This window comes from Actinopolymorpha sp. B11F2, assembly GCF_040195635.1.
Lineage (GTDB): Bacteria > Actinomycetota > Actinomycetes > Propionibacteriales > Actinopolymorphaceae > Thermasporomyces.
Genome location: NZ_JBEFTX010000011.1, coordinates 1 through 18502 on the forward strand (window position 1 = coordinate 1; position 18502 = coordinate 18502).

Annotated in this window: 18 protein-coding genes and 1 tRNA gene; 9 read left to right on the forward strand and 10 right to left on the reverse strand. The window is 69.5% G+C overall.

Features of this window, described 5'->3' with window-relative positions; translation table 11 throughout:
* The first annotated feature begins 63 nt into the window (after positions 1-63).
* Complete coding sequence (locus ABN034_RS19780; RefSeq protein ID WP_349692472.1) at positions 64-588, forward strand: tyrosine-type recombinase/integrase; 525 nt, start codon at positions 64-66, stop codon at positions 586-588.
* A 151-nt stretch (positions 589-739) separates the two neighbouring features.
* Here ABN034_RS19780 and ABN034_RS19785 read toward each other — a convergent pair.
* A tRNA-Gly gene (locus ABN034_RS19785) sits at positions 740-813 on the reverse strand.
* A gap of 301 nt (positions 814-1114) precedes the next feature.
* Here ABN034_RS19785 and dcd point away from each other — a divergent pair.
* The gene (dcd, locus tag ABN034_RS19790; protein ID WP_349328252.1) at positions 1115-1690 is read left to right on the forward strand and encodes a dCTP deaminase; all 576 of its coding nucleotides are present in this window, start codon (positions 1115-1117) and stop codon (positions 1688-1690) included.
* Between the two features lie 83 nt (positions 1691-1773).
* Here the strand turns inward: dcd and ABN034_RS19795 are convergent, their stop codons facing one another.
* Positions 1774-2385: a DJ-1/PfpI family protein gene (locus ABN034_RS19795; RefSeq protein ID WP_349692473.1), complete on the reverse strand. Its 612-nt coding sequence runs from the start codon at positions 2383-2385 to the stop codon at positions 1774-1776.
* Between the two features lie 47 nt (positions 2386-2432).
* Here ABN034_RS19795 and ABN034_RS19800 point away from each other — a divergent pair, with 47 nt between their 5' ends.
* Complete coding sequence (locus tag ABN034_RS19800) at positions 2433-3107, forward strand: class I SAM-dependent methyltransferase (protein WP_349692474.1); 675 nt, start codon at positions 2433-2435, stop codon at positions 3105-3107.
* A 44-nt stretch (positions 3108-3151) separates the two neighbouring features.
* Here the strand turns inward: ABN034_RS19800 and ABN034_RS19805 are convergent, their stop codons facing one another.
* A complete protein-coding gene (locus ABN034_RS19805; protein ID WP_349692475.1) occupies positions 3152-5098 on the reverse strand; it encodes a heparinase II/III family protein in 1947 nt (648 codons plus the stop codon).
* 226 nt (positions 5099-5324) lie between these two features.
* Here ABN034_RS19805 and ABN034_RS19810 point away from each other — a divergent pair, with 226 nt between their 5' ends.
* Positions 5325-6212 carry an endonuclease/exonuclease/phosphatase family protein gene (locus ABN034_RS19810; protein WP_349692476.1) on the forward strand — a complete coding sequence of 296 codons (888 nt, stop codon included), beginning with the start codon at positions 5325-5327 and terminating at the stop codon, positions 6210-6212.
* A gap of 135 nt (positions 6213-6347) precedes the next feature.
* Here the strand turns inward: ABN034_RS19810 and ABN034_RS19815 are convergent, their stop codons facing one another.
* The 5 genes from ABN034_RS19815 to ABN034_RS19835 form a co-directional block, all read right to left on the reverse strand.
* Positions 6348-6617, reverse strand: a complete 270-nt coding sequence (locus ABN034_RS19815; RefSeq protein ID WP_349692477.1) for a hypothetical protein — start codon at positions 6615-6617, stop codon at positions 6348-6350.
* A 172-nt stretch (positions 6618-6789) separates the two neighbouring features.
* The gene (locus ABN034_RS19820; protein WP_349692478.1) at positions 6790-7629 is read right to left on the reverse strand and encodes a DUF4097 family beta strand repeat-containing protein; all 840 of its coding nucleotides are present in this window, start codon (positions 7627-7629) and stop codon (positions 6790-6792) included.
* Positions 7630-7792: 163 nt separating this feature from the next.
* Positions 7793-8344, reverse strand: a complete 552-nt coding sequence (locus tag ABN034_RS19825) for a toxin-antitoxin system HicB family antitoxin (protein ID WP_349692479.1) — start codon at positions 8342-8344, stop codon at positions 7793-7795.
* A 177-nt stretch (positions 8345-8521) separates the two neighbouring features.
* Entirely contained in the window at positions 8522-9082 is a 561-nt protein-coding gene (locus ABN034_RS19830; RefSeq protein ID WP_349692480.1) for a dihydrofolate reductase family protein, read from the reverse strand.
* Between the two features lie 60 nt (positions 9083-9142).
* A complete protein-coding gene (locus ABN034_RS19835) occupies positions 9143-9826 on the reverse strand; it encodes an alpha/beta fold hydrolase (RefSeq protein WP_349692481.1) in 684 nt (227 codons plus the stop codon).
* 120 nt (positions 9827-9946) lie between these two features.
* Between ABN034_RS19835 and ABN034_RS19840 the strand changes: the two genes are divergently transcribed.
* Positions 9947-10498, forward strand: coding sequence for a winged helix-turn-helix transcriptional regulator (locus ABN034_RS19840; RefSeq protein WP_349692482.1), 552 nt, complete (start codon positions 9947-9949; stop codon positions 10496-10498).
* A gap of 253 nt (positions 10499-10751) precedes the next feature.
* On the opposite strand, the gene ABN034_RS19845 is transcribed toward ABN034_RS19840, so the two are convergent.
* A complete protein-coding gene (locus ABN034_RS19845) occupies positions 10752-12947 on the reverse strand; it encodes a (Fe-S)-binding protein (protein ID WP_349692483.1) in 2196 nt (731 codons plus the stop codon).
* Between the two features lie 475 nt (positions 12948-13422).
* Between ABN034_RS19845 and ABN034_RS19850 the strand changes: the two genes are divergently transcribed.
* The 4 genes from ABN034_RS19850 (at position 13423) to ABN034_RS19865 (ending at position 17033) form a co-directional block, all read left to right on the forward strand.
* Entirely contained in the window at positions 13423-14616 is a 1194-nt protein-coding gene (locus tag ABN034_RS19850; RefSeq protein WP_349692484.1) for an ABC transporter ATP-binding protein, read from the forward strand.
* Positions 14613-15260, forward strand: coding sequence for an ABC transporter permease (locus ABN034_RS19855; protein ID WP_349328265.1), 648 nt, complete (start codon positions 14613-14615; stop codon positions 15258-15260). Before ABN034_RS19850 ends, ABN034_RS19855 begins: the two co-directional genes overlap by 4 nt.
* Complete coding sequence (locus ABN034_RS19860; protein ID WP_349328266.1) at positions 15257-16009, forward strand: ABC transporter permease; 753 nt, start codon at positions 15257-15259, stop codon at positions 16007-16009. Before ABN034_RS19855 ends, ABN034_RS19860 begins: the two co-directional genes overlap by 4 nt.
* Before the next feature lie 94 nt (positions 16010-16103).
* Positions 16104-17033 carry an ABC transporter substrate-binding protein gene (locus tag ABN034_RS19865; RefSeq protein ID WP_349692485.1) on the forward strand — a complete coding sequence of 310 codons (930 nt, stop codon included), beginning with the start codon at positions 16104-16106 and terminating at the stop codon, positions 17031-17033.
* 329 nt (positions 17034-17362) lie between these two features.
* On the opposite strand, the gene ABN034_RS19870 is transcribed toward ABN034_RS19865, so the two are convergent.
* Positions 17363-18496, reverse strand: coding sequence for a winged helix DNA-binding domain-containing protein (locus tag ABN034_RS19870; protein ID WP_349692486.1), 1134 nt, complete (start codon positions 18494-18496; stop codon positions 17363-17365).
* Between the last annotated feature and the right edge of the window lie 6 nt (positions 18497-18502).

The following is an 18502-nucleotide window of genomic DNA, read 5'->3' on the forward strand; positions in this document are numbered from 1 at the left end:
GTGCAAGGCTCGACATCGGAGACCCTTGCGGCTTGGCCTTGCACCCTTGTCCAGGTTCCGGGTATGCCTTCGGTGCTCGATCGACGAGAGAGAAACCCGACGACCCCTGACCCGAGCTTGATCGTGCGGGTACGCCAGGCGTACAACGAGGTGCGGGGGCAGGGGATGATCCTCGGTCCGCCAAAGTCCCGAGCCGGGATTCGCACTGTCACGATCCCGATGACAATCGTGCGCACCCTTCAGCATCACCTCGACTTGTACGTGAAGGCAGCGCCGGCTTCGTTCGTGTTCACGGGTCCCGCAGGCGCGGTGATCCGGCGAGGGAACTTCAACAAGATGGTGGAGTGGAAGAAGGTCGTTGAGAGCGTCGGCGCGCCGGGTCTGCACTTCCACGATCTTCGACACACCGGAAACACGCTGGCAGCTGCGACCAGGGTGAGCACCCGCGACCTGATGGCGCGGATGGGGCACGACTCGATGAGCGCCGCGATCATCTACCAACACGCCACGAGGGAAGCGGACCGAGCAGTGGCGGAGGCCCTGAATGCTCAGCTCGACGCCTGCCGACCCGAACGCCTCCGACCGTGACGGAGCCAACGATGGCCCGGACGATGACGGCACTGCGGGCATGCTGGCCCGCGTGGGCTAATGGCCCGCTAATGGCCCGCCGCTCGTTCTCAGGGCTTCACAACGACGACCCAGGCGAGCTGATCATGGCTCTGACCTAGGCCTTCAGGGTTGGAGCGGGTGAGGAGAATCGAACTCCCACTGTCAGCTTGGGAAGCTGATGTTCTGCCATTGAACTACACCCGCACGACGCCGCCCCACTCCGAGTCCGCATGGACCGGAACGGACGACGACCGGCTCAGGATACTACCCACCTCCGCCCGTTCGCGGACCGCCGACACCTTCGCTCCCAGCCGGCACCACCACCGCCTGCCGCCAGTCGCCACGCCCGCGCCGCGCACCTCCGCACCGCGCACCTCCGCGCCGCGCGCCCCCGCGGCGCGGACCCCCGCGGCGCGGACCCTGCGCTGCGGCCGCCACCCGCACCCGGCGCGCCGAGCGCCGCGCCGGGTCAACTCGGACGGTGTGCGTTCGGTAGGTTGCGAATGTGCTCCTCTCCGATCGTGATATCCGCCTCGAGCTCGACAAGGCCCGGGTGGTGCTCGACCCGTTCGACCCGACGCTGGTCCAGCCGTCCAGCGTGGACGTACGCATGGACCGGTTCTTCCGGGTCTTCGAGAACCACCGCTACCCCCACATCGACCCCGCCGAGGAGCAGCCCGACCTGACCAGGCTCGTCGAGTGCGAGAAGGGCGAGGCGTTCATCCTGCACCCGGGCGAGTTCGTCCTCGCCTCGACGTACGAGATCATCACGCTGCCCGACGACATCGCCGCCCGGCTGGAGGGCAAGTCGAGCCTCGGACGGCTGGGCCTGCTCACCCACTCGACGGCCGGCTGGATCGATCCCGGCTTCTCCGGCCACGTCACGCTCGAGCTGTCCAACGTTGCCACATTGCCGATCAAGCTCTGGCCGGGCATGAAGATCGGGCAGCTGTGCTTCTTCCGGCTTTCCTCACCGGCGGAGTACCCGTACGGATCAACCCAGCACGGGTCCCGCTACCAGGACCAGCGGGGGCCGACGCCGTCCAAGTCGTACCGCAATTTCTACCGCGCCGACATCTGACCCAGCCCGACATCTGACCCTCTGACCCGGCCCGACATCTGACCCTGGCCCGACATCTGACGCCCAGGGGCCGCGGCGGCACGTCAGACCGGAGGCGCCGGGTCGTACTGGATGCCGCGCCGGACCTGCCGGGCCCGCTCCACCCCGGCCAGCCGGGAGACCAGGTGGAGCGCCATGTCGATACCGGCGGAGACGCCCGCCGAGGTGATCATGTCGCCGTCGTCGACGAACCGTTCCTCAGCGCGAACCGTGACGCTCGGATCGAGCTCGGCGAGCTCGTCGACCGCGCCCCAGTGGGTGGTCGCCGGGCGCCCGGCGAGCAGTCCCGCGGCGGCGTAGACCAGCGAACCAGTACAGACACTCGTCATCAGCGCGACGTTCTCGCGCTGCCGCCGTACCCACGCCAGATGCGCCTCGTCCCGCACCAGCGGTCGGGTGCCGCGCCCGCCGGGGTGGAGCAGAACCTCGAATCCAGGAGCATCGGCGTACGAATGATGGGCGCGGACCGTCAGGCCCTTCGCACACTCGACTGGGCCGCCGTCGCGGGAGACGCAGGAGACGGCGAACCCGTCGTCGGGATATCGGCGGGCCCAGTGGGCGAGGACGTCCCACGGGCCGATGGCGTCGAGTTCCTCCACGCCGTCGAAGAGCACGATGCCGATCTGACGTGGTTCCACCGGGGCCATGGCGCCCATGACACCACACCTTTCGTCATCCGTACCCTGGCAGCCATGGAGTCAGCGTGACGACCCCGGATCCCGACGCCGAGGCGCGACGCCTGGCCAGGGAGTCCCTCGCGGCCGACGATCCGACGGGCTGGTTCGAACGCCTCTACGCGGCAGCCGAGGAGGGCGCAGCGGTGGTGCCGTGGGATCGCGGAACGCCGCACCCGATGCTCGTGGACTGGGCGCGGGCGCGTGGCCTCGACGGCAGGGGCGGGCGCGCGCTCGTCGTCGGCTTCGGCCCGGGCCACGACGCCGAGTTCGTCAGCAGCCTCGGCTTCACCACGACAGCTTTCGACATCGCGGAGTCCGCGGTGCGCGCCGCCCGGGAACGCTTCCCTGACTCAACCGTGCGCTACCTCACCGCCGACCTGCTGGCGCCGCCGCCGGAGTGGTACGGCGCGTACGACCTGGTGGTCGAGAGCCTGACCGTCCAGTCCCTGCCGGACGCGTTCCGCCCCGATGCGATCCGGCAGGTCGCGCGCCTCGTCGCTCCGGGCGGCACGCTGCTCGTGATCGCCGCCGCCCGCGAGGAGTCCGAACCCGCTGTCGGCCAGCCACCGTGGCCGCTGACGCGCGCCGAGGTGGAGGCGTTCGCCCACGACGGACTCGAGGTCGTACGCATCGACGACCTGTACGACGCTGATCGACAGGTTCGTCGCTGGCGGGCGGAGTTCAGCGGGACGGCGACCTGACGGCCCGGACCGTTCAGCGTCGGCGTCGGCGTCGGCGTGCGCTGCTACGCGGGATCGAGGACGAGACGCACTGCGCCTGACCTCTCGGGCGTTCGCACGACCAGGGCGAGCCGCCAGAGGTAAGGCCCGCCCCAGACCTGCTCGAGCCGCCGGTCGTCGAGCGCGATGCGTTCGGCCGAGACGTCAATGAGCGCAGGGTCGTAACCGATCGTCAGTCCACGCTTGACACCCGGTACGCGGACGACGCCGGATCCGGCCGTTGCGTCCGGTTCGCCCGAGGCGATGAAGTGAAGACGTACGTCGGACGGCGATCCGTCGAGCTCCCATGCGTCGGACAGGACGACCCGGCCGTCGCCGACCGACCGGTCCAGCGTGACCTCGCGTACCCATGCCCGGCAGCCCGCCTCGGCCGGATAGGCGCCGGCGAGATCCAACCGCAGGCCCACCCGGTCAACGCCGTCGCGAGTCAGTTCGACGTCCCGCGCGGCGAACTCCGCACCGGGCGGCTGGTCGTGGCCGTTGATGAGCGGCACGTTGTGGTGGGTGCTGCGCAGGCTCCAGATCTCGTAGCGGCGTGCGGAGAACGTCGTCGCGGTGTACTCCCCGACACCGGCGTCGACCAGCACCGGATGCCCGTCCACCGCGACGAGGACCGTGCCCACGTCGTTGTGGTTGTGGTCCTCGGCGTTGTGCCCGCCCTTGACCGAGAGCAGCAGGCCGTCGTCGCGTCGGGCGTACGTACGGGCGACGAGCAACTGGGTGTTCGGCCACCACGTCTCGGCTACCAGCGGCGCGGGACGCGCCGGCTCGGCCCGCCACTCGGCGTCGGCGAGGGCGAGCAGACAGCGGCCGAGCGGAGTTCCGGGTTCGACGACGGGGCCATCCGGCCCGCGCAGGGAACGCCCGTGCGCGACCACCTCGTCGTCGCCGATCCGTACGCCGTAGCGGTAGAGGACGTGCCCACACGCCGCCCGGCCATCGATGCTTGCCGGGCCGTCGGAGACGTTGACGTACCACCGGTCGGCGATGTGGACGCCGTGCGGATAGCGGCCGATCCTCTGGACGAGTGGTACGCCGAAACCATCGAGTGCACCGCCCGTCGCGGAGTACAGCGTCTCCAGGCACTCCGCGAGCGACGCACCCGCCCGCCACCAGTAACTGTGGCCCTCCGTGCACGCGCCGTCGGGGAGATAGCCGCCCACGAACACCTCGAGTCCTTCGACCGCGCGTTCCACGGTGAGCTGGATGTCGGCGGGATCGTCGTCGAGGAGCAGCGAACACGCGAGGACGTTGGAGTTGATCCACGGGTTCCAGTTGTTGACATGCGGGCGGACCCGGCCGAACCACACCCAGCTGTCAACCGTACGTTGCGGGACGAGGATGCGCGTGCGTACCTCGTCGACCAGGCGTTGCACCGCCGAGTGGGAACGTTCCCGCAACCGGTCGGCGAGCACGGCGTACGTCCATGCCAACAGCGAACCCGTCTCCGCCGCAAAGAGGTCCAACGTCGGGTTCCCCGGATCCGGCAGATCCTTGCCGCGATCGGCGCGCTCCGCATTGTCCCTACTGTGGGAGAGGTCGTGCGCCGGGATGCACCACGACGTCTCCTCGCAGAGCAGCCAGACACCGTCGAGGACCTCCTCGTGCCAGCGGTCCTCGTCGGTGAGGCAGGCGGCGATGACGGCGGCGGCGAGCCGCGAACGCCTCGCAAAGGCGGGGTCCTGGTAGCGGACCCGGTTCCCGGTACGCCGGAAGTCCAGCCACAGGGTCGCCGGCAGCTCGGGCCATGGACCCTGGCAGAGGTCCTCGGCAGCGGCGAGGTGTGCGCGCCGGGTCGTGTCATCGATGCCGGACCAGAAGGCGCGGTCGTCGACGTCGGGCACCGGACGCCATCCGCCCGGCTCCGGCAGGTGGGTCGCGAGCGCGTCACTCGTGAAGATCTCGGTGAGCATGTCGGTAAGGCCCTTCGGCCGGCGACGAGGCAGGTTCACTGTTGACCTTGCCCACATCCGCGGGTCGCCGTGGAGTGCGCTAACCGGTCTCGGCCAGCCTGCCCACAAACGCCCGACGGGTGTGCCGACCGCGAAGCCGGCTGGCGGGACACCGGCGGCCCGAAGGTGTCCAGTTCAGGCGTTCGACCGCGTCGAGTCCTCCTACGGTGTCCACTTGTCAGGCCTCGGCTGGCCGACAGTCGAACGACCTGGCTTGACTGGGATCGTGCCGAGACACCAGGAAACCACCCCGTCGACCGTCGACCCGGACCCCTCCACGGCGCCCGCCAACGGGCCAGGTCCCGAGCCCCTCATCGGGCCAAGCGAGGCACCCGCCGTGCACGTCATGTCGTTCAACGTGCGGGTGGGAAGCGACGGGCTCCACGATCCGTGGGCCGACCGCCGTGCCGCGACCGCCGCGGTGCTCCGGTCCCAAGCGCCGACCGTGATCGGTACGCAGGAAGGGCTCTATCACCAGCTGCGCGACATCAGCGCCGACCTGCCGACGCACTACGAGTGGATCGGCACCGGACGCGAAGGCGGCAGCCGTGGAGAGTTCATGGCCGTTTTCTTCGACGTCCGCCGGCTCGACCCACGGGAGTTCGACCACTTCTGGCTCTCCGACACTCCGGCGGAGATCGGGTCGTCGTCATGGGGCAACAAGGTGGTACGCATGGCGACCTGGATCCGGTTCCGCGACCGGGTGACCGGGCGGGACTTCGTGGTCCTCAACACCCATCTCGACCACGCGGTGGACAAGGCGCAGCGCCTGGGCGCGGAGCTGGTGGCCGAACGGCTCGCCGCCTTCGACCCCGCCCTGCCGGTCATCGTCACGGGCGACTTCAACGTCGCGGCCGAGGCGTCCACGCCGTATGACACGTTGACCACCGGCGCCGGGCTGGTCGACACCTGGTCGGCAGCGAACGACCGCCTGACACCCGCGTACGCGACCTACCACGGCTACGAGCCGGCGGTAGAAGGCGGCGACCGGATCGACTGGATCCTCGTCCGGCCGGATACGCGGGTGCAGGCGGCGGCGATCAACACCCGCACGGTCGACGGTCGGTGGGGGTCGGACCACTGGCCCGTGCAGGCGCTGCTCGCACTCGACTGACTGCGGCAGGTCGCACCCGCCGCGCGGGCCGATCACCCCCGACTGACTGCGGCAGGTCGCACCCGCCGCGTCGGCCGGCTGATCACGCCCCGGCTGAAGGCGGCAGGTCGCAACCCGCGAGACGGCGCCGGAGGCTCACGCCCGACTGACGACGGCCGGCCGGTCGCCACGCCGGCGCCGTTGTGCCGGCAAGGTGGCGCGCTGCGGCGGATGGGCGGGTTCGACCCGGTTGGCCAAGCGGCGGAGGGCCAGCGCGAACGTCCGTCTCAGGCCGCGCAGCACGCGTTCGTGGCGGGTGCGCCGGTGGAGGCGCGAGCGGCGTACGGACCGGCTCATGGTTGCTTCGGCGAGCAGGTCGGCCTGGCGGGACTTGGCGAGTTCGTAGATGGCGTGGTCGTTCATCATCGTGGGACAACTCCTTCTGGCGGAACGTGCGGTGGGAGGACAGGGCGCGGCTGTCCGGGTGGGCGGGCAGCGCCCGCCCACAGGACGGCGAAGGTCGATATGGGGTTCGGTGGGAAGGTCGGTGGCGTCGAGCCGGACGGGGCCCGGCGGTTGGGCAAGGAGCAGGCGCGGCTCAGCGGGCGCGCACGATCGAGATGTCTCCGCTGAGCGTACGAGCACGCACCGACACTGTGAGCTCGCTGTCATCGGGCTCGTCGGCCTGGTCGAGCGCCGAGCTCACGTCACCTGACAGGGAGGACAGGTCAAGCCAGGCGGCTGTACCCGCGGCGATGCCGACCTGGATGTCGCCCGAGGCCGCGTCGACGGACGCCTCGCCCTGGCGTACGGATCCGATGCGTACATCTCCTGAGGCGGTTTTCGCGTCGACCGACCCACCGATGGTGCCGACCTGGAGGTCGCCCGACGCGGCCTGTAGGCGGAGGTCTCCGCCTACGTCGTCGAGGCGTGCATCGCCAGATGCCGTGGACAGCTGCGCGCGTCCGGCCACCGTGGCGATCTGGAGGTCACCGGATGCCGTCTGGACCTTGGCGTCACCGTCGACCTGGCGGCAGAAGACGTCGCCACTCGCGGTCTGGATCGTCACGTCGCCGGCGTGATCGATGCGAAGGTCGCCGGACGCGGAGTGCAACTCCACAGCACCCAGCCGCCCGTCGGCGCCGACGTCGGCGGATGCCACCGACCCCCGTACCGCGGACCCGTCCGGGAGGGAGACCCGGACGGTGATCGAGCCGGTACGACCGAAGCTCCGGTCGTCAGGTGCCTCGACGACGACCACGCCGTCGCGGTGCTCGACCGCGGTGTGCTGGGCGGTTTCGACGTCGCGCGAGTCGCTCGGGTTGCTCGGGAGGACCTCGACCTCGGTCTCCGTACGGGGCCCCGCGCTGATGTGGGCCTCGCCGGAGTTCAGCTTGAGCCGCAGGGTGATGGGTTCAGGAGTGGGAAAAGTAGGCATGACGAACTCCGCTCTCGGCGTCGTGGTGTGGGGACGGGCGAACCTGCCGCGTGGTGCCGGCGGCTGTCGTGCGGGCGCTTGCGGTGCGGGGGTTGTGCTCGCCTGCTGCGCAGGCGCACACGGTGCGGGGCTGTGGTGCGGGCAGCTTGTGTGGCCGGTCCGGTCAGCGGGCCCAACCGGAGAAGTGTTGGCCGATCTGCGGGCCGCGACGTCCTCGCATGCGGTCGTCTCGGTCCCGTCGACCGCCCCGGCCGCCTCGGCTGTCGGCGGCCGACGCTTCCTCCAGTGCGACGCCCACCGCACGGACGAGCCAGGTGTTGACCGACACGCCCGCGCGGGCGGCGGCCTCCTCGGCCCGCGCCTTCAGTGACTCGGGGAGCCGGAGCGTCACGCGGGCGGTGCCCTGCTCGGCATCGGGGATGGGGGGTGGTCCGGGCGGCGGGCCGGGGGGACCCGGCGGTTCCGGAACGCTCGGGGGCATGGACACCACGAACTCCGGCTCGCGTCCGCGGAGCCTGACCTCCACCGAACCGGGGGCGAGTTCACGGGTGACCTCGTCTGCGGCAGTGGAGAGCGCATCCATGAGCGCGAGCCGTACGGCGGCGTCCAGCGCGGCGGTCAGTCGCTCCGCGGCGGCACGGGCATCCTGACCCGCCACCTCCGCGGCGACTGTCAGGTCGCGGCGAATGCTTTCGACGTACGGTGTAAGTTCCATGACGCCATGGTGGCGTCATAACGACGTCATGTCAAGCGTCGAGTGACGTCGGCGGGGCGGCGGGTCCGGATATGCGGCGTCGGCTTCCTGACCGCGCGGTGTCGGCGGATCCTCAGGAGGCCGGGCCTGATCCTCGGGAGGCGGGGCCGCGCCGATCCTCAGGGGGCCGGGCCGACCTCACGTCCCAGTGCGGTAGCGGAGGTACACCACGCCGTTGCCGAACCGGCGCTCGTCGAGCAGGTCGAGCTTCAGGCGTACGCCTTCGGGAAGAGACCGCTTCCCGCCTCCGACCATGATGGGCGAGACGAACAGATGACACTCGTCGACCAACCCGGCCTTGAACGCATGAGCGGCGAGTTCGGGGCCGGAGACGGCGAGATCCCGGGTGGCCGCCTGCTTCAACTGCCGGACCGCTTCGGGATCGAAGTCCCGCTCGATCCGCGTCCTGGCGGTGGAGACCTGCTCGAGCGTCCTGGAGTACACCACCTTGTCGGCGGCCTGCCAGAGGGTCGCGAAGTCCCGCATGAGCGGCGACTGTTCGGCGAGTGTGGCGTCGGTCTCCCAGCCGGCCATGGTCTCGTACATCCTGCGCCCGTAGAGATAGGTGCCGAGCGGCCCTTCATGCTCGTTGATGAAGGCGTGTACCTCCTCATCGGGCATGCTCCAGTCGAACGTGCCGTCCTCGTCCTCGATGTAGCCGTCGAGCGACATGATCGACGTGTAGATCAGCTTGGCCATGACGCGACCCCTCTCTCGGGTGCCGATTCTGTTCGTACGGGTGACTTGCTCGTACGGCGTCTATCGCGGCGCGACGTAGCTGGCCAGCATGTCGGCCAGTTCCTTCGGGCGGCTGAGCGCGACGCAGTGGCCGGCGGCGATCTCGTCGGGGGTGATGCCGAGTCGCTGGGCGGCGTGCCGGCGAAGGAACTCCGGCGGGAAGAAGCGATCCTCGGTGCACAGGACGAATCTCGTCGGTACGTCCGGCCACGCGTCCAAGGGCCACGGGGCGTCGCCAGGAGTCGTCGACTGCCGCCGCTCCCTGGACAACGCCTCCTCCGCCAGGCGACGCGGTACGTCGTGGTAGAAGCTGACGAACGGGTCCTCGTGACCAGTCCTGCCAGCGTCGCGCGCCGCCTGCTCCCGCACCGCCGGCCCGCACCCGGTGTTGTCCCACCAGTCGCGCGGTGGCTCGCCGGGAGCGGGGATCATCGCAGCCACCAGGACCAGCACCTCGACCGGAAGCCGATCGGCGACCAACGGCGCGGTGAACCCGCCGGCCGACTGCGCGACCACGACCAGATCCCTCCGGCCCTCGACGGCCGCGACCACTGCGTCGGCGTACTCCTCGAGACCTGCGGCGTCGTCGTCGATCGGCAGGTCGGGAGCAACGACATCGTGTCCCCGCGCGCGCAGCTCAGGCTCGAGCAGGTGCCAGTACCAGCCGGTGTCACCGGCGCCATGGATGAGTACGAACGTGGCCATGTCAGCGAACCTCCTGGTCGCTCGACCCCTTGGCGTCCAGAAACCGCTTGCACTTCGCAAGCAGTTGCGATCCTAGGTAAACTGCTCTCGAAATGCAACCAGTCGTGTGGAGGCCCTTGAATGACCGAGTCGCACCGGTCGGGATGCCCCATCAACCTGTCGCTCGAGATCCTCGGCGACAAGTGGAGCCTGCTCATCCTTCGCGACATGATCTTCGGCGGCCGCCGACACTTCCGCGAACTCCTGAACGGATCGCAGGAGAAGATCGCCTCCAACATCCTCGCCAACCGACTGAAGCGGCTGGTCGAGGTAGGCATGCTCACCAAGCGCGACGACCCCACCCACAAGCAGAAGGCGATCTACAGCCTCACCGAACCCGCGATCGAACTCGTACCGATCATGGCGGCGCTCGGCGCCTGGGGAAGCAAATGGCTGCCGGTCAGCGAGGAGCTGTCCGTGCGGGCACGCTTGTTGGACGAGGGCGGCTCCGAACTGTGGGACCGGTTCATGGCCGAGCTCCGCGAGGAACACCTGGACAGCCCGGTGGACAGCCCGGTGGACAGCCCGGTGGGCAGCCCGGAGCGTCCCGGCGGCACTCCGCCTGGCAAGACCGTTCGCCAGCACCTGCAGGAGGCCTACCTCGCGGTCGTCGCCAGCACTGAGGCGTCCTGATCCGTACCGGTTCGCCGTGCACCCTCGATCAGCTGAGCCGATCAGCCGACCGCTCCAGCCGAGCCGATCAGCCGACCGTTCCAGCCGAGCCAGTTGCCGAGCCGATGCCGATGAGCCGATGAGCCGATGAGCCGATGAGCCGATGAGCCGATGAGCCGACCGTTCCATGATCATGAAGGAAAAGCGACGTATACACCGGCAAAACATTCATGATCACGATCATGATCACGGGAGAGGGCGCGGGCGGCGCAGTTCAGTCGGTCGAGGCGGCGGCGTCCTGGTCTTCCCGGGGAGCAAGGGTTCCGCGGCGTACGGACTCCAGCAGCAGTTGCGCCACGTCGATCACCTCGACGTTGTCCCCCGCCGTACCGTCCGACTGCTTCTGTGTCAGCCCGTCACCCAGCATCACCGAACAGAAAGGGCAGCCGGTCGCGATGCGTTCGGCACCGGTGTCGACCGCTTCGGTCGTACGGGCGAGGTTGACCCGGGTGCCGATGTTCTCCTCCATCCACATCCGCGCACCGCCCGCACCACAGCAGAACGACCGACTCCCGCTGCGCGGCATCTCGCGGACCTCCACCCCGGGCAGGGCGCCGAGGAGTTCACGCGGTGGTTCGTACACCTGGTTGTGCCGGCCGAGGTAACACGGATCGTGATACGTGATCGGCTGGGACGCCGAGCCGTTGCCCGCGCCGGCCTCAGGCGCGACCGGCGTCAGCCGTCCCTCCCGGACAAGCCGGTTCAGCAGCTGCGTGTGGTGCACGACCTCGAGTTCCAGACCAAGCTGGCGATACTCGTTCTTGATCGCGTTGAAGCAGTGCGCACATGTCACGACCGCCTTCGTCGCGCCGGCCTCGCGGAGCGTCTCGACGTTCTGCTGCGCGAGCATCTGGTAGACGAACTCGTTGCCCGACCGGCGCGCCGGATCGCCCGTGCACGTCTCCGCCTCGCCCAGCACCGCGAACGACACGCCCGCCGTGTGCAACAGCTCGGCCACCGCGCGCGTGGTCCGCTTCGCGCGATCGTCGTACGCACCCGCGCACCCGACCCAGAACAGATACTCCACCTCGCCGAGCGACCCGACCTCACCACCCAGCACGGGCACCTCGAACGGCAGCCCTTTCGTCCAGTCAAGACGCGCCGACGGCGGCATGTTCCACGGATTCCCCTTGCTCTCCAGGCCGCGGAAGAGTTGGTTGAGCTCGCTCGGAAACTCCGACTCCACCAGTACCTGATGACGGCGCATGTCGGCGATGTGGTCGACGTGTTCGATGTCAACGGGGCATTGCTCCACGCAGGCACCGCACGTGGTGCACGACCACAACACGTCGGAGTCGATGACAAAACCCTCGTCGACCGAACCGACCAGGCCGCGGTCGGCCTCAGCCTTCACAGCATCGGGCAGCGCGGCCCGCGCCTCCTCCGAGGCCTGCAGGAAGGGCGCCTTCGCGTACGCGTGATTGCGCAGGTCCATCACGAAACCCTTGGGCGACAAGGGCTTTCCGGTGTTCCATGCCGGGCACACCGACTGGCAGCGCCCGCACTCGGTGCAGGTCGTGAAGTCGAGAAGCCCTTTCCAGGTGAAGTTTTCGACCGCGCCGGCGCCGAAGATGTCGTCCTCGCCGGGATCCTCGAAGTCGATCGGCTTCCCCGCCGAGTGCATCACCGGCAACGCACCAAGGGCATCCCGTCCGTCGGCGTTCCGTTTGAACCAGATGTTGAAGAACGCGGTGAACCGGTGCCACGCCACCCCCATCGTCGGGTTCACCGCGATCACGATGGCCCACGCCATCGACACCGCGATCTTGACGGTTGCGACGGCGATGATCGTGGTGGCCACTGCGTCCGGGCTCAGGCCCGCGAAAGCAATGGCCAGCGGATAGCTCACCACGTGATGTAGCGACCAGCCGCCACCTGCGAGCGCTCCCTCGAGGCCGCGCAACACCAGGATGCACGCGGCAATCGCGACGATCGTGTACTCGACGTAGTAGGCCTGCCAGAACGTCGATCCCGCGAACCTGCTGAGCCGCCCGAGCCGCCGCGGATGGACCAGCTGGCGGACCACGATGAGGAAGGCGATGCCGAGAAGTGTCAGGAGGGCAACGAGTTCGGCGACGATCTCGTACGGCCACCAGTGTCCGATCAGCGGCAACGCCCAGTCGGCTCCCGCATAGATCTGACCGTACGCCGTGACCAGGGTGAGGAACAGGAACCCGAACCCGACAAAGACGAACCAGTGGGCGGCCCCCACCAGCGACCACTTCCGCAGCCTCGTGTGGGCCAGCGTCTCGACCAGCATGGTCCGCCAGCGCTGTGCCGGTTCATTCGTACGACCGATCGCCGGCTGGCCGAGCCGGATCACGCCGACCATGGTGGCGACGGTTCGCGCGACGAGCGCGACCGCGACCAGGGTGAGCACCGTCGAGAACACGATCGCGGCGACTCGCATCGGGTCACTCCTCGCGGAAGACAGGCCAGGACAGCGCTGGTAACGCTGGTGTACCCGAGAGTAGGAGGTCCCGCCGTCTCCCGTCGTCGCCAGCCCGGCGTTTCGCGATCCTCGCGGGAAATGACCACAATGCCCATGCGGCCGGAGTCGTGACAGGGCGTCGGCACCCCGCCTGGCGTCAGTACGCATACCCAGCGTGGTCATTTCCTCGCCAACCGAAAGGTGAGAAGGGCGGGACCCGCTCCCTCGCCGACCTCGCGTGGTCCTTTCCCGTGCTGCCCGGTAGGTTCGACTGGCTGTTGCCGCTCCTGGGCGACCTTCGCGCAGACCGGTTTGTCCGTACGCACCGTTATGGTGGAGCGGGTGCACGTGATCCGGAGCCCATCCCGGCGCCGCGACCACGGTGGCTGTCAGGCACGGCGACCAGCGGCACAGTGCGGACCGCCAGTCCGCCCGTCGACCGAGGAGGGCCGACGTGATCGAGTTCGAGTCCGTCACCAAGCGCTACCCCGATGGGACCGTGGCGGTCGATGGCGTGGACCTGCGCGCCGAGTCAGGTGAGATCACCGTTCTGGTCGGACCGTCGGGCTGCGGCAAGACCACGTCACTTCGGATGATCAACCGCATGGTGGAGCCGACCGGCGGCCGGATCCTCGTCGACGGCGCCGACAACACCGCCACTGACGCGGCCAAGCTCCGGCGCGGCATGGGCTACGTGATCCAGCACGCGGGGCTCTTCCCGCACCGTACGGTGATCGACAACATCGCGACCGTTCCCTACCTGCTGGGCTGGAACCGCGCGAAGGCCCGCGCGCGGGCCATGGAACTCCTCGACCGGGTGGGCCTCGACGCCCAGCTCGCCAAGCGCTACCCCGCTCAGCTCTCCGGCGGCCAGCAGCAGCGGGTCGGAGTCGCCCGCGCACTCGCGGCCGACCCGCCGGTCATGCTGATGGACGAACCGTTCAGCGCGGTGGACCCGGTCGTACGCGAAGGCCTGCAGGACGAGTTCCTCCGCCTCCAGAACGAGCTCGACAAGACCATCGTGTTCGTCACCCACGACATCGACGAGGCGATCAAGCTCGGCGACAAGGTGGCCGTCCTCCGGACCGGCGGCACGCTGGCGCAGTTCGCCGCGCCCAAGGAGCTGCTCTCGCGACCGGTCGACGAGTTCGTCGCGGGCTTCGTCGGCAAGGATCGGGGCTATCGCGCGCTGTCGTTCACGCCCGCCGACGGCATCACCTACGACCCCGAACCCGCCGTCGCGCTGGGGGCGAGTGCCGAGCACGCCCGCGCCACGGCCCGCGACGGCTGGGTTCTCGTCGTCGACGACAGGCAACGCCCGCAAGGCTGGGTTGACGTCGGTCGGCTGACCAGTGAGGTGACGCCCGAACTCCTCCACCGCGGCGGCACAGTCGGCAGCGTCACCGGCTCGCTGCGCAGTGCCCTCGACGCCGCCCTGTCCTCACCGACAGGTCGCGGCGTGATGGCTGACGACGACGGGCGGTTGGTCGGCGCGGTCAGCACGGCGACCGTTCTGGCCCTCCTCGACCCGCCGACGTCCGATGCCGCGGGCGGCAACGGTGGTGGTACGACCGGCAACGGCAGGAGCAACGGAGGTTCCGGTCGCGGCGGGCACGACACCGGCTCCACGACAGGAGCCCCGCGGTGATCGAGTGGTTCACCAGCAACGCCGGTCAGGTGGGCGGCTACTTCGCCTGGCACGCCTGGCTGTCGGTGCTGCCTCTCCTTCTGGGGCTGGCGATCTCGATCCCGCTGGGCTGGCTGGCCCGGCGCCACCGCCACCTCTACCCGCCGATGATCGGCGTGACCGGCCTGCTCTACACCATCCCGTCGCTCGCGCTGTTCGTCGCGCTGCCCGTGATCCTGGGTACCAAGATCCTCGATCCGATCAACGTCGTCGCCGCGCTGACGGTCTACACCGTCGCTCTGCTCGTCCGCACGGTCGCCGACGGCCTCGCCACCGTCCCTGACGACGTACTCCAGGCGGCGACCGCGATGGGCTACCGCCGGCTGCGGCGGCTGGCGAGCGTCGAACTGCCGGTCGCGGTGCCGGTGATCGGCGCCGGGCTCCGGGTCGCCGCCGTGTCCAACGTCAGCCTGGTCGCCGTCTCCGCGATCATCGGCACCCCTGAACTCGGACTGCTGTTCACCGACGGCTTCTCGCGGAACTTCATGGCGCCGCTCATCGTCGGCATTCTCGGCTGCGTCGTGCTCGCGTTGGCTCTGGACGGCATCATTCTCGGGCTGATCAGGGCACTGACCCCGTGGCAACGGGCAGGGAGCGCAGCATGATCGCGGAACTCGCTGCCTGGCTCTCCGACCCCGCTCACTGGAGCGGCCCAGAAGGCATCACGCAGCGGCTGATCGAGCACACGGGCTACTCCCTGCTCGCCCTGACGCTCGCCGCCCTCATCGGCATTCCGCTCGGCATGTACATCGGGCACACCGGCCGCGGCACCTTCATGGTCGCCGGGCTCGCCAACGCGCTTCGCGCGCTTCCGACGTTCGGGCTGCTGATTCTCGTCACCCTGCCGCTGATCAGCCGGCTGCCCGGTGACCTCGGATTCCTGGTGCCGAGCATCGCCGTGCTCGTCGTCCTCGCCGTTCCACCGATCCTCACGAGCACGTACGCCGGTGTGCAGGGCGTCGACCTCGCCGCCCGGGACGCGGCGTACGGCATGGGCATGACCGGCCACGAGGTGCTCGCGAAGGTCGAGGCACCGTGCGCGCTGCCGCTGGTCTTCTCCGGCCTGCGCAGCGCGATGCTGCAGATCGTCGCCACGGCCACCATCGCGGCGTACGTCGGGCTGGGCGGGCTCGGCCAGTTCGTCATGGACGGGATCGCGATCCGCGACTATCCGCAGATGCTCGCGGGAGCGGTGCTGGTGGCGGCGCTCGCCGTCGTGGTCGAACTGGTGCTGGCGGCGGCGCAGTGGCTCGCGGTGCCGCGGGGGCTCCGCCGTCGCACGGCGCGCCGCCGAACGCAGGACGCAGGAAAGGTCGAGGCCGACCCGACCGAGCACGAACCCGTCGCGGCGTAGCGGCGGACGCGGGGGCAGCCGGAGTTCCGTACGACACCCATCCGAGTCCATCCATCCGATTGCGCAAGGTCCGTACCCGAACAGGAGACACCTGATGAAACCGACAAGGACGATCTTCGCGGCCCTCGCGGTCAGCGTCCTCGCACTCGCCGGGTGCGGTGGCGGCGGCGATCCGCTGGCGGAGGAGACGGCCGAGGCGCCCAACGGCTCCGATGCACCTGCCGACACGATCACCGTCGGCTCGGCCAACTTCCCCGAGGCGGTCCTGCTCGGCGAGATCTACGCCGGCGCCCTGGAAGCCAAGGACGTCAAGGTCGAGAAGAAGCTCAACATCGGCGCCCGCGAGGCCTACATCAAGGGCCTCGAGGACGGCTCGATCGACCTCGTGCCGGAATACACCGGCGTGCTGCTGCAGTACTTCGACGAGGAGGCGACGGCCGCCAAGCCGGACGAGGTCTACACCGCCCTGCAGTCTGCCGTGCCGAGCGATCTGACCGTCCTGGAGAAGTCGTCCGCGGAGGACAAGGACGCGGTGGTCGTCACACAGGAGACTGCCGACAAGTACAAGCTGAAGTCCATCGGCGACCTTGCGCCGCACTCCAAGGACCTGGTGCTCGGCGGGCCGCCGGAGTGGAAGACCAGGCCGACCGGCGTGTCCGGGTTGAAGGAGGTCTACGGCGTGGAGTTCAAGTCGTTCACGTCCCTCGACGTCGCGGGCCCGCTCACGATCGCGGCGCTCAAGGGCGGACGCGTCGACGCCGGCAACCTGTTCACCACCCAGTCGGCCATCGCGCAGAACGACTTCGTGGTCCTCGACGACCCGAAGCTGCTCTTCACCGCACAGAACGTCGTGCCGTTGATCGTCAAGGACAAGGCTTCCGACACGGTGACGGAGGCGCTGAACGGCGTCTCGGCCAACCTCGACACGCCGACGCTGCGCGACCTCGTGGCGAAGGTCGAGGTGGACAAGCAGAACCCCGCCGCCGTTGCCGAGGAGTGGCTCACCCAGAACGGCCTCTCGTAGGCGACACGCTCCGGGAGGTCTTCGCCTGGGCGGGGCCAGCGGTAAATGACCACGCTGCCCACCCGTGCCGGCGGCAAATGACCACGCTGCCCATGCCTTTGGTCGTTGGACAGGTACCGACACCTGTTCCGGCGGCTACAGGCATGGGCAGCGTGGTCATTTGCGGCTCAGCCCCGCACGGTTCCGTACCCGCACCGCTCGGTTCCCGCTTAGGGCCCGCTCACCGGCGCCCCGCTCACCCGCGCCCCGCTCACCCGCCGGCGCTCTCACCCGCCGGCGCTCTCACCCGCCGGCGCTCTCACCCGCCGGCGCGCTCGCCGGTGCCGCTCTCACCCAGAGCCGTACGACACCGCGACGTCGCTCGCTTCGCGGAGCTGAGCGATACGAGCCGCCTCGGCGTCGATGGCCGCCCGCACCTTCGCCGACAGCGTCCCGAACGCCTCGACCGTCACCGTCAACCTCTTCTTGCCCGTACCCCGGACCCGCCACGTCCCGGCAACCTCGCCGTCCACCAGCAGGGCCCCGGGGTTGCCGAGGATCTTCCACAACACCTTCTGCTGCCCAGGATCCGGCACGAGCAGATCCCGATCGCGCGACTGCAGGAACGGATCGAGCGCCGGCAACAGTCGGACGTAGGGGGCCCGCGAAGCCTTACGCAGCAAGAGCAGCTGCTCCTCCGGAAGCCAGCACCGACGCCCCTCGACGCTCACCTCGGCGAGGTCGTCGGGCCAGACCGTGCGGACCTTCGCCTGTGTCGTACCCAGGTAGCTCGCCGCCTCCGCCGCGGACGCCGGACCGTGCAGGCGCAGGTACGTACGTACGACATCCACCGTCCCAGCGGCCTTGGTCGGCACGCGCGAGCGCCCCTCCAGCGGTACCAACGTCAACGGAGCCCGGTCGGGTACGTGCCGCACCCCCGCCGGCAGCCCGACCAGCTGGAAGATCGACCCGTAGACATGCGTCGACGCGCATGACCGGCAGGCATAGGCGTACGCGTCCGACAGGGCCGCCGTCACCCCGGCGCTCACCTCGCCCTTCGGCAGGGCCTTGGTGACGACGGCACGCATCGCCTTGGCGGCGGCCGTGAACGCCTCCAGCCCGGAGATGCCCGCCTGCGCCATCGGCTTCCGGGCGGACGCGAGCCGGGTCATCGCGTCAGCGTCGTCGAGCGGCCAGAGGGCGGCGGTGAGCGCCGGCAGGTCCGTACGCCGATGCAGGTGCGGGGCGCCGCGGAACGACCACAGCAGGGCGTACGTCGTCTCGTCGCTCACCGGGTCGCCGGCGGCGGCCGTGGGTACGAACGGCAGCCGGGCGGCGAGCGCCAGCCGGGCCGTGCCGAACTGCGAGTCCTGGATGCCCAGGTCGAGCACCCCGAGGTCGCGCGGATCTTTGACGTCCCGGGCGAGTCCGTGCGCCGCGACGCGGTACGCCAGCACCTGCCGGCGGTCAACGGTCAGCACCATCGTGAC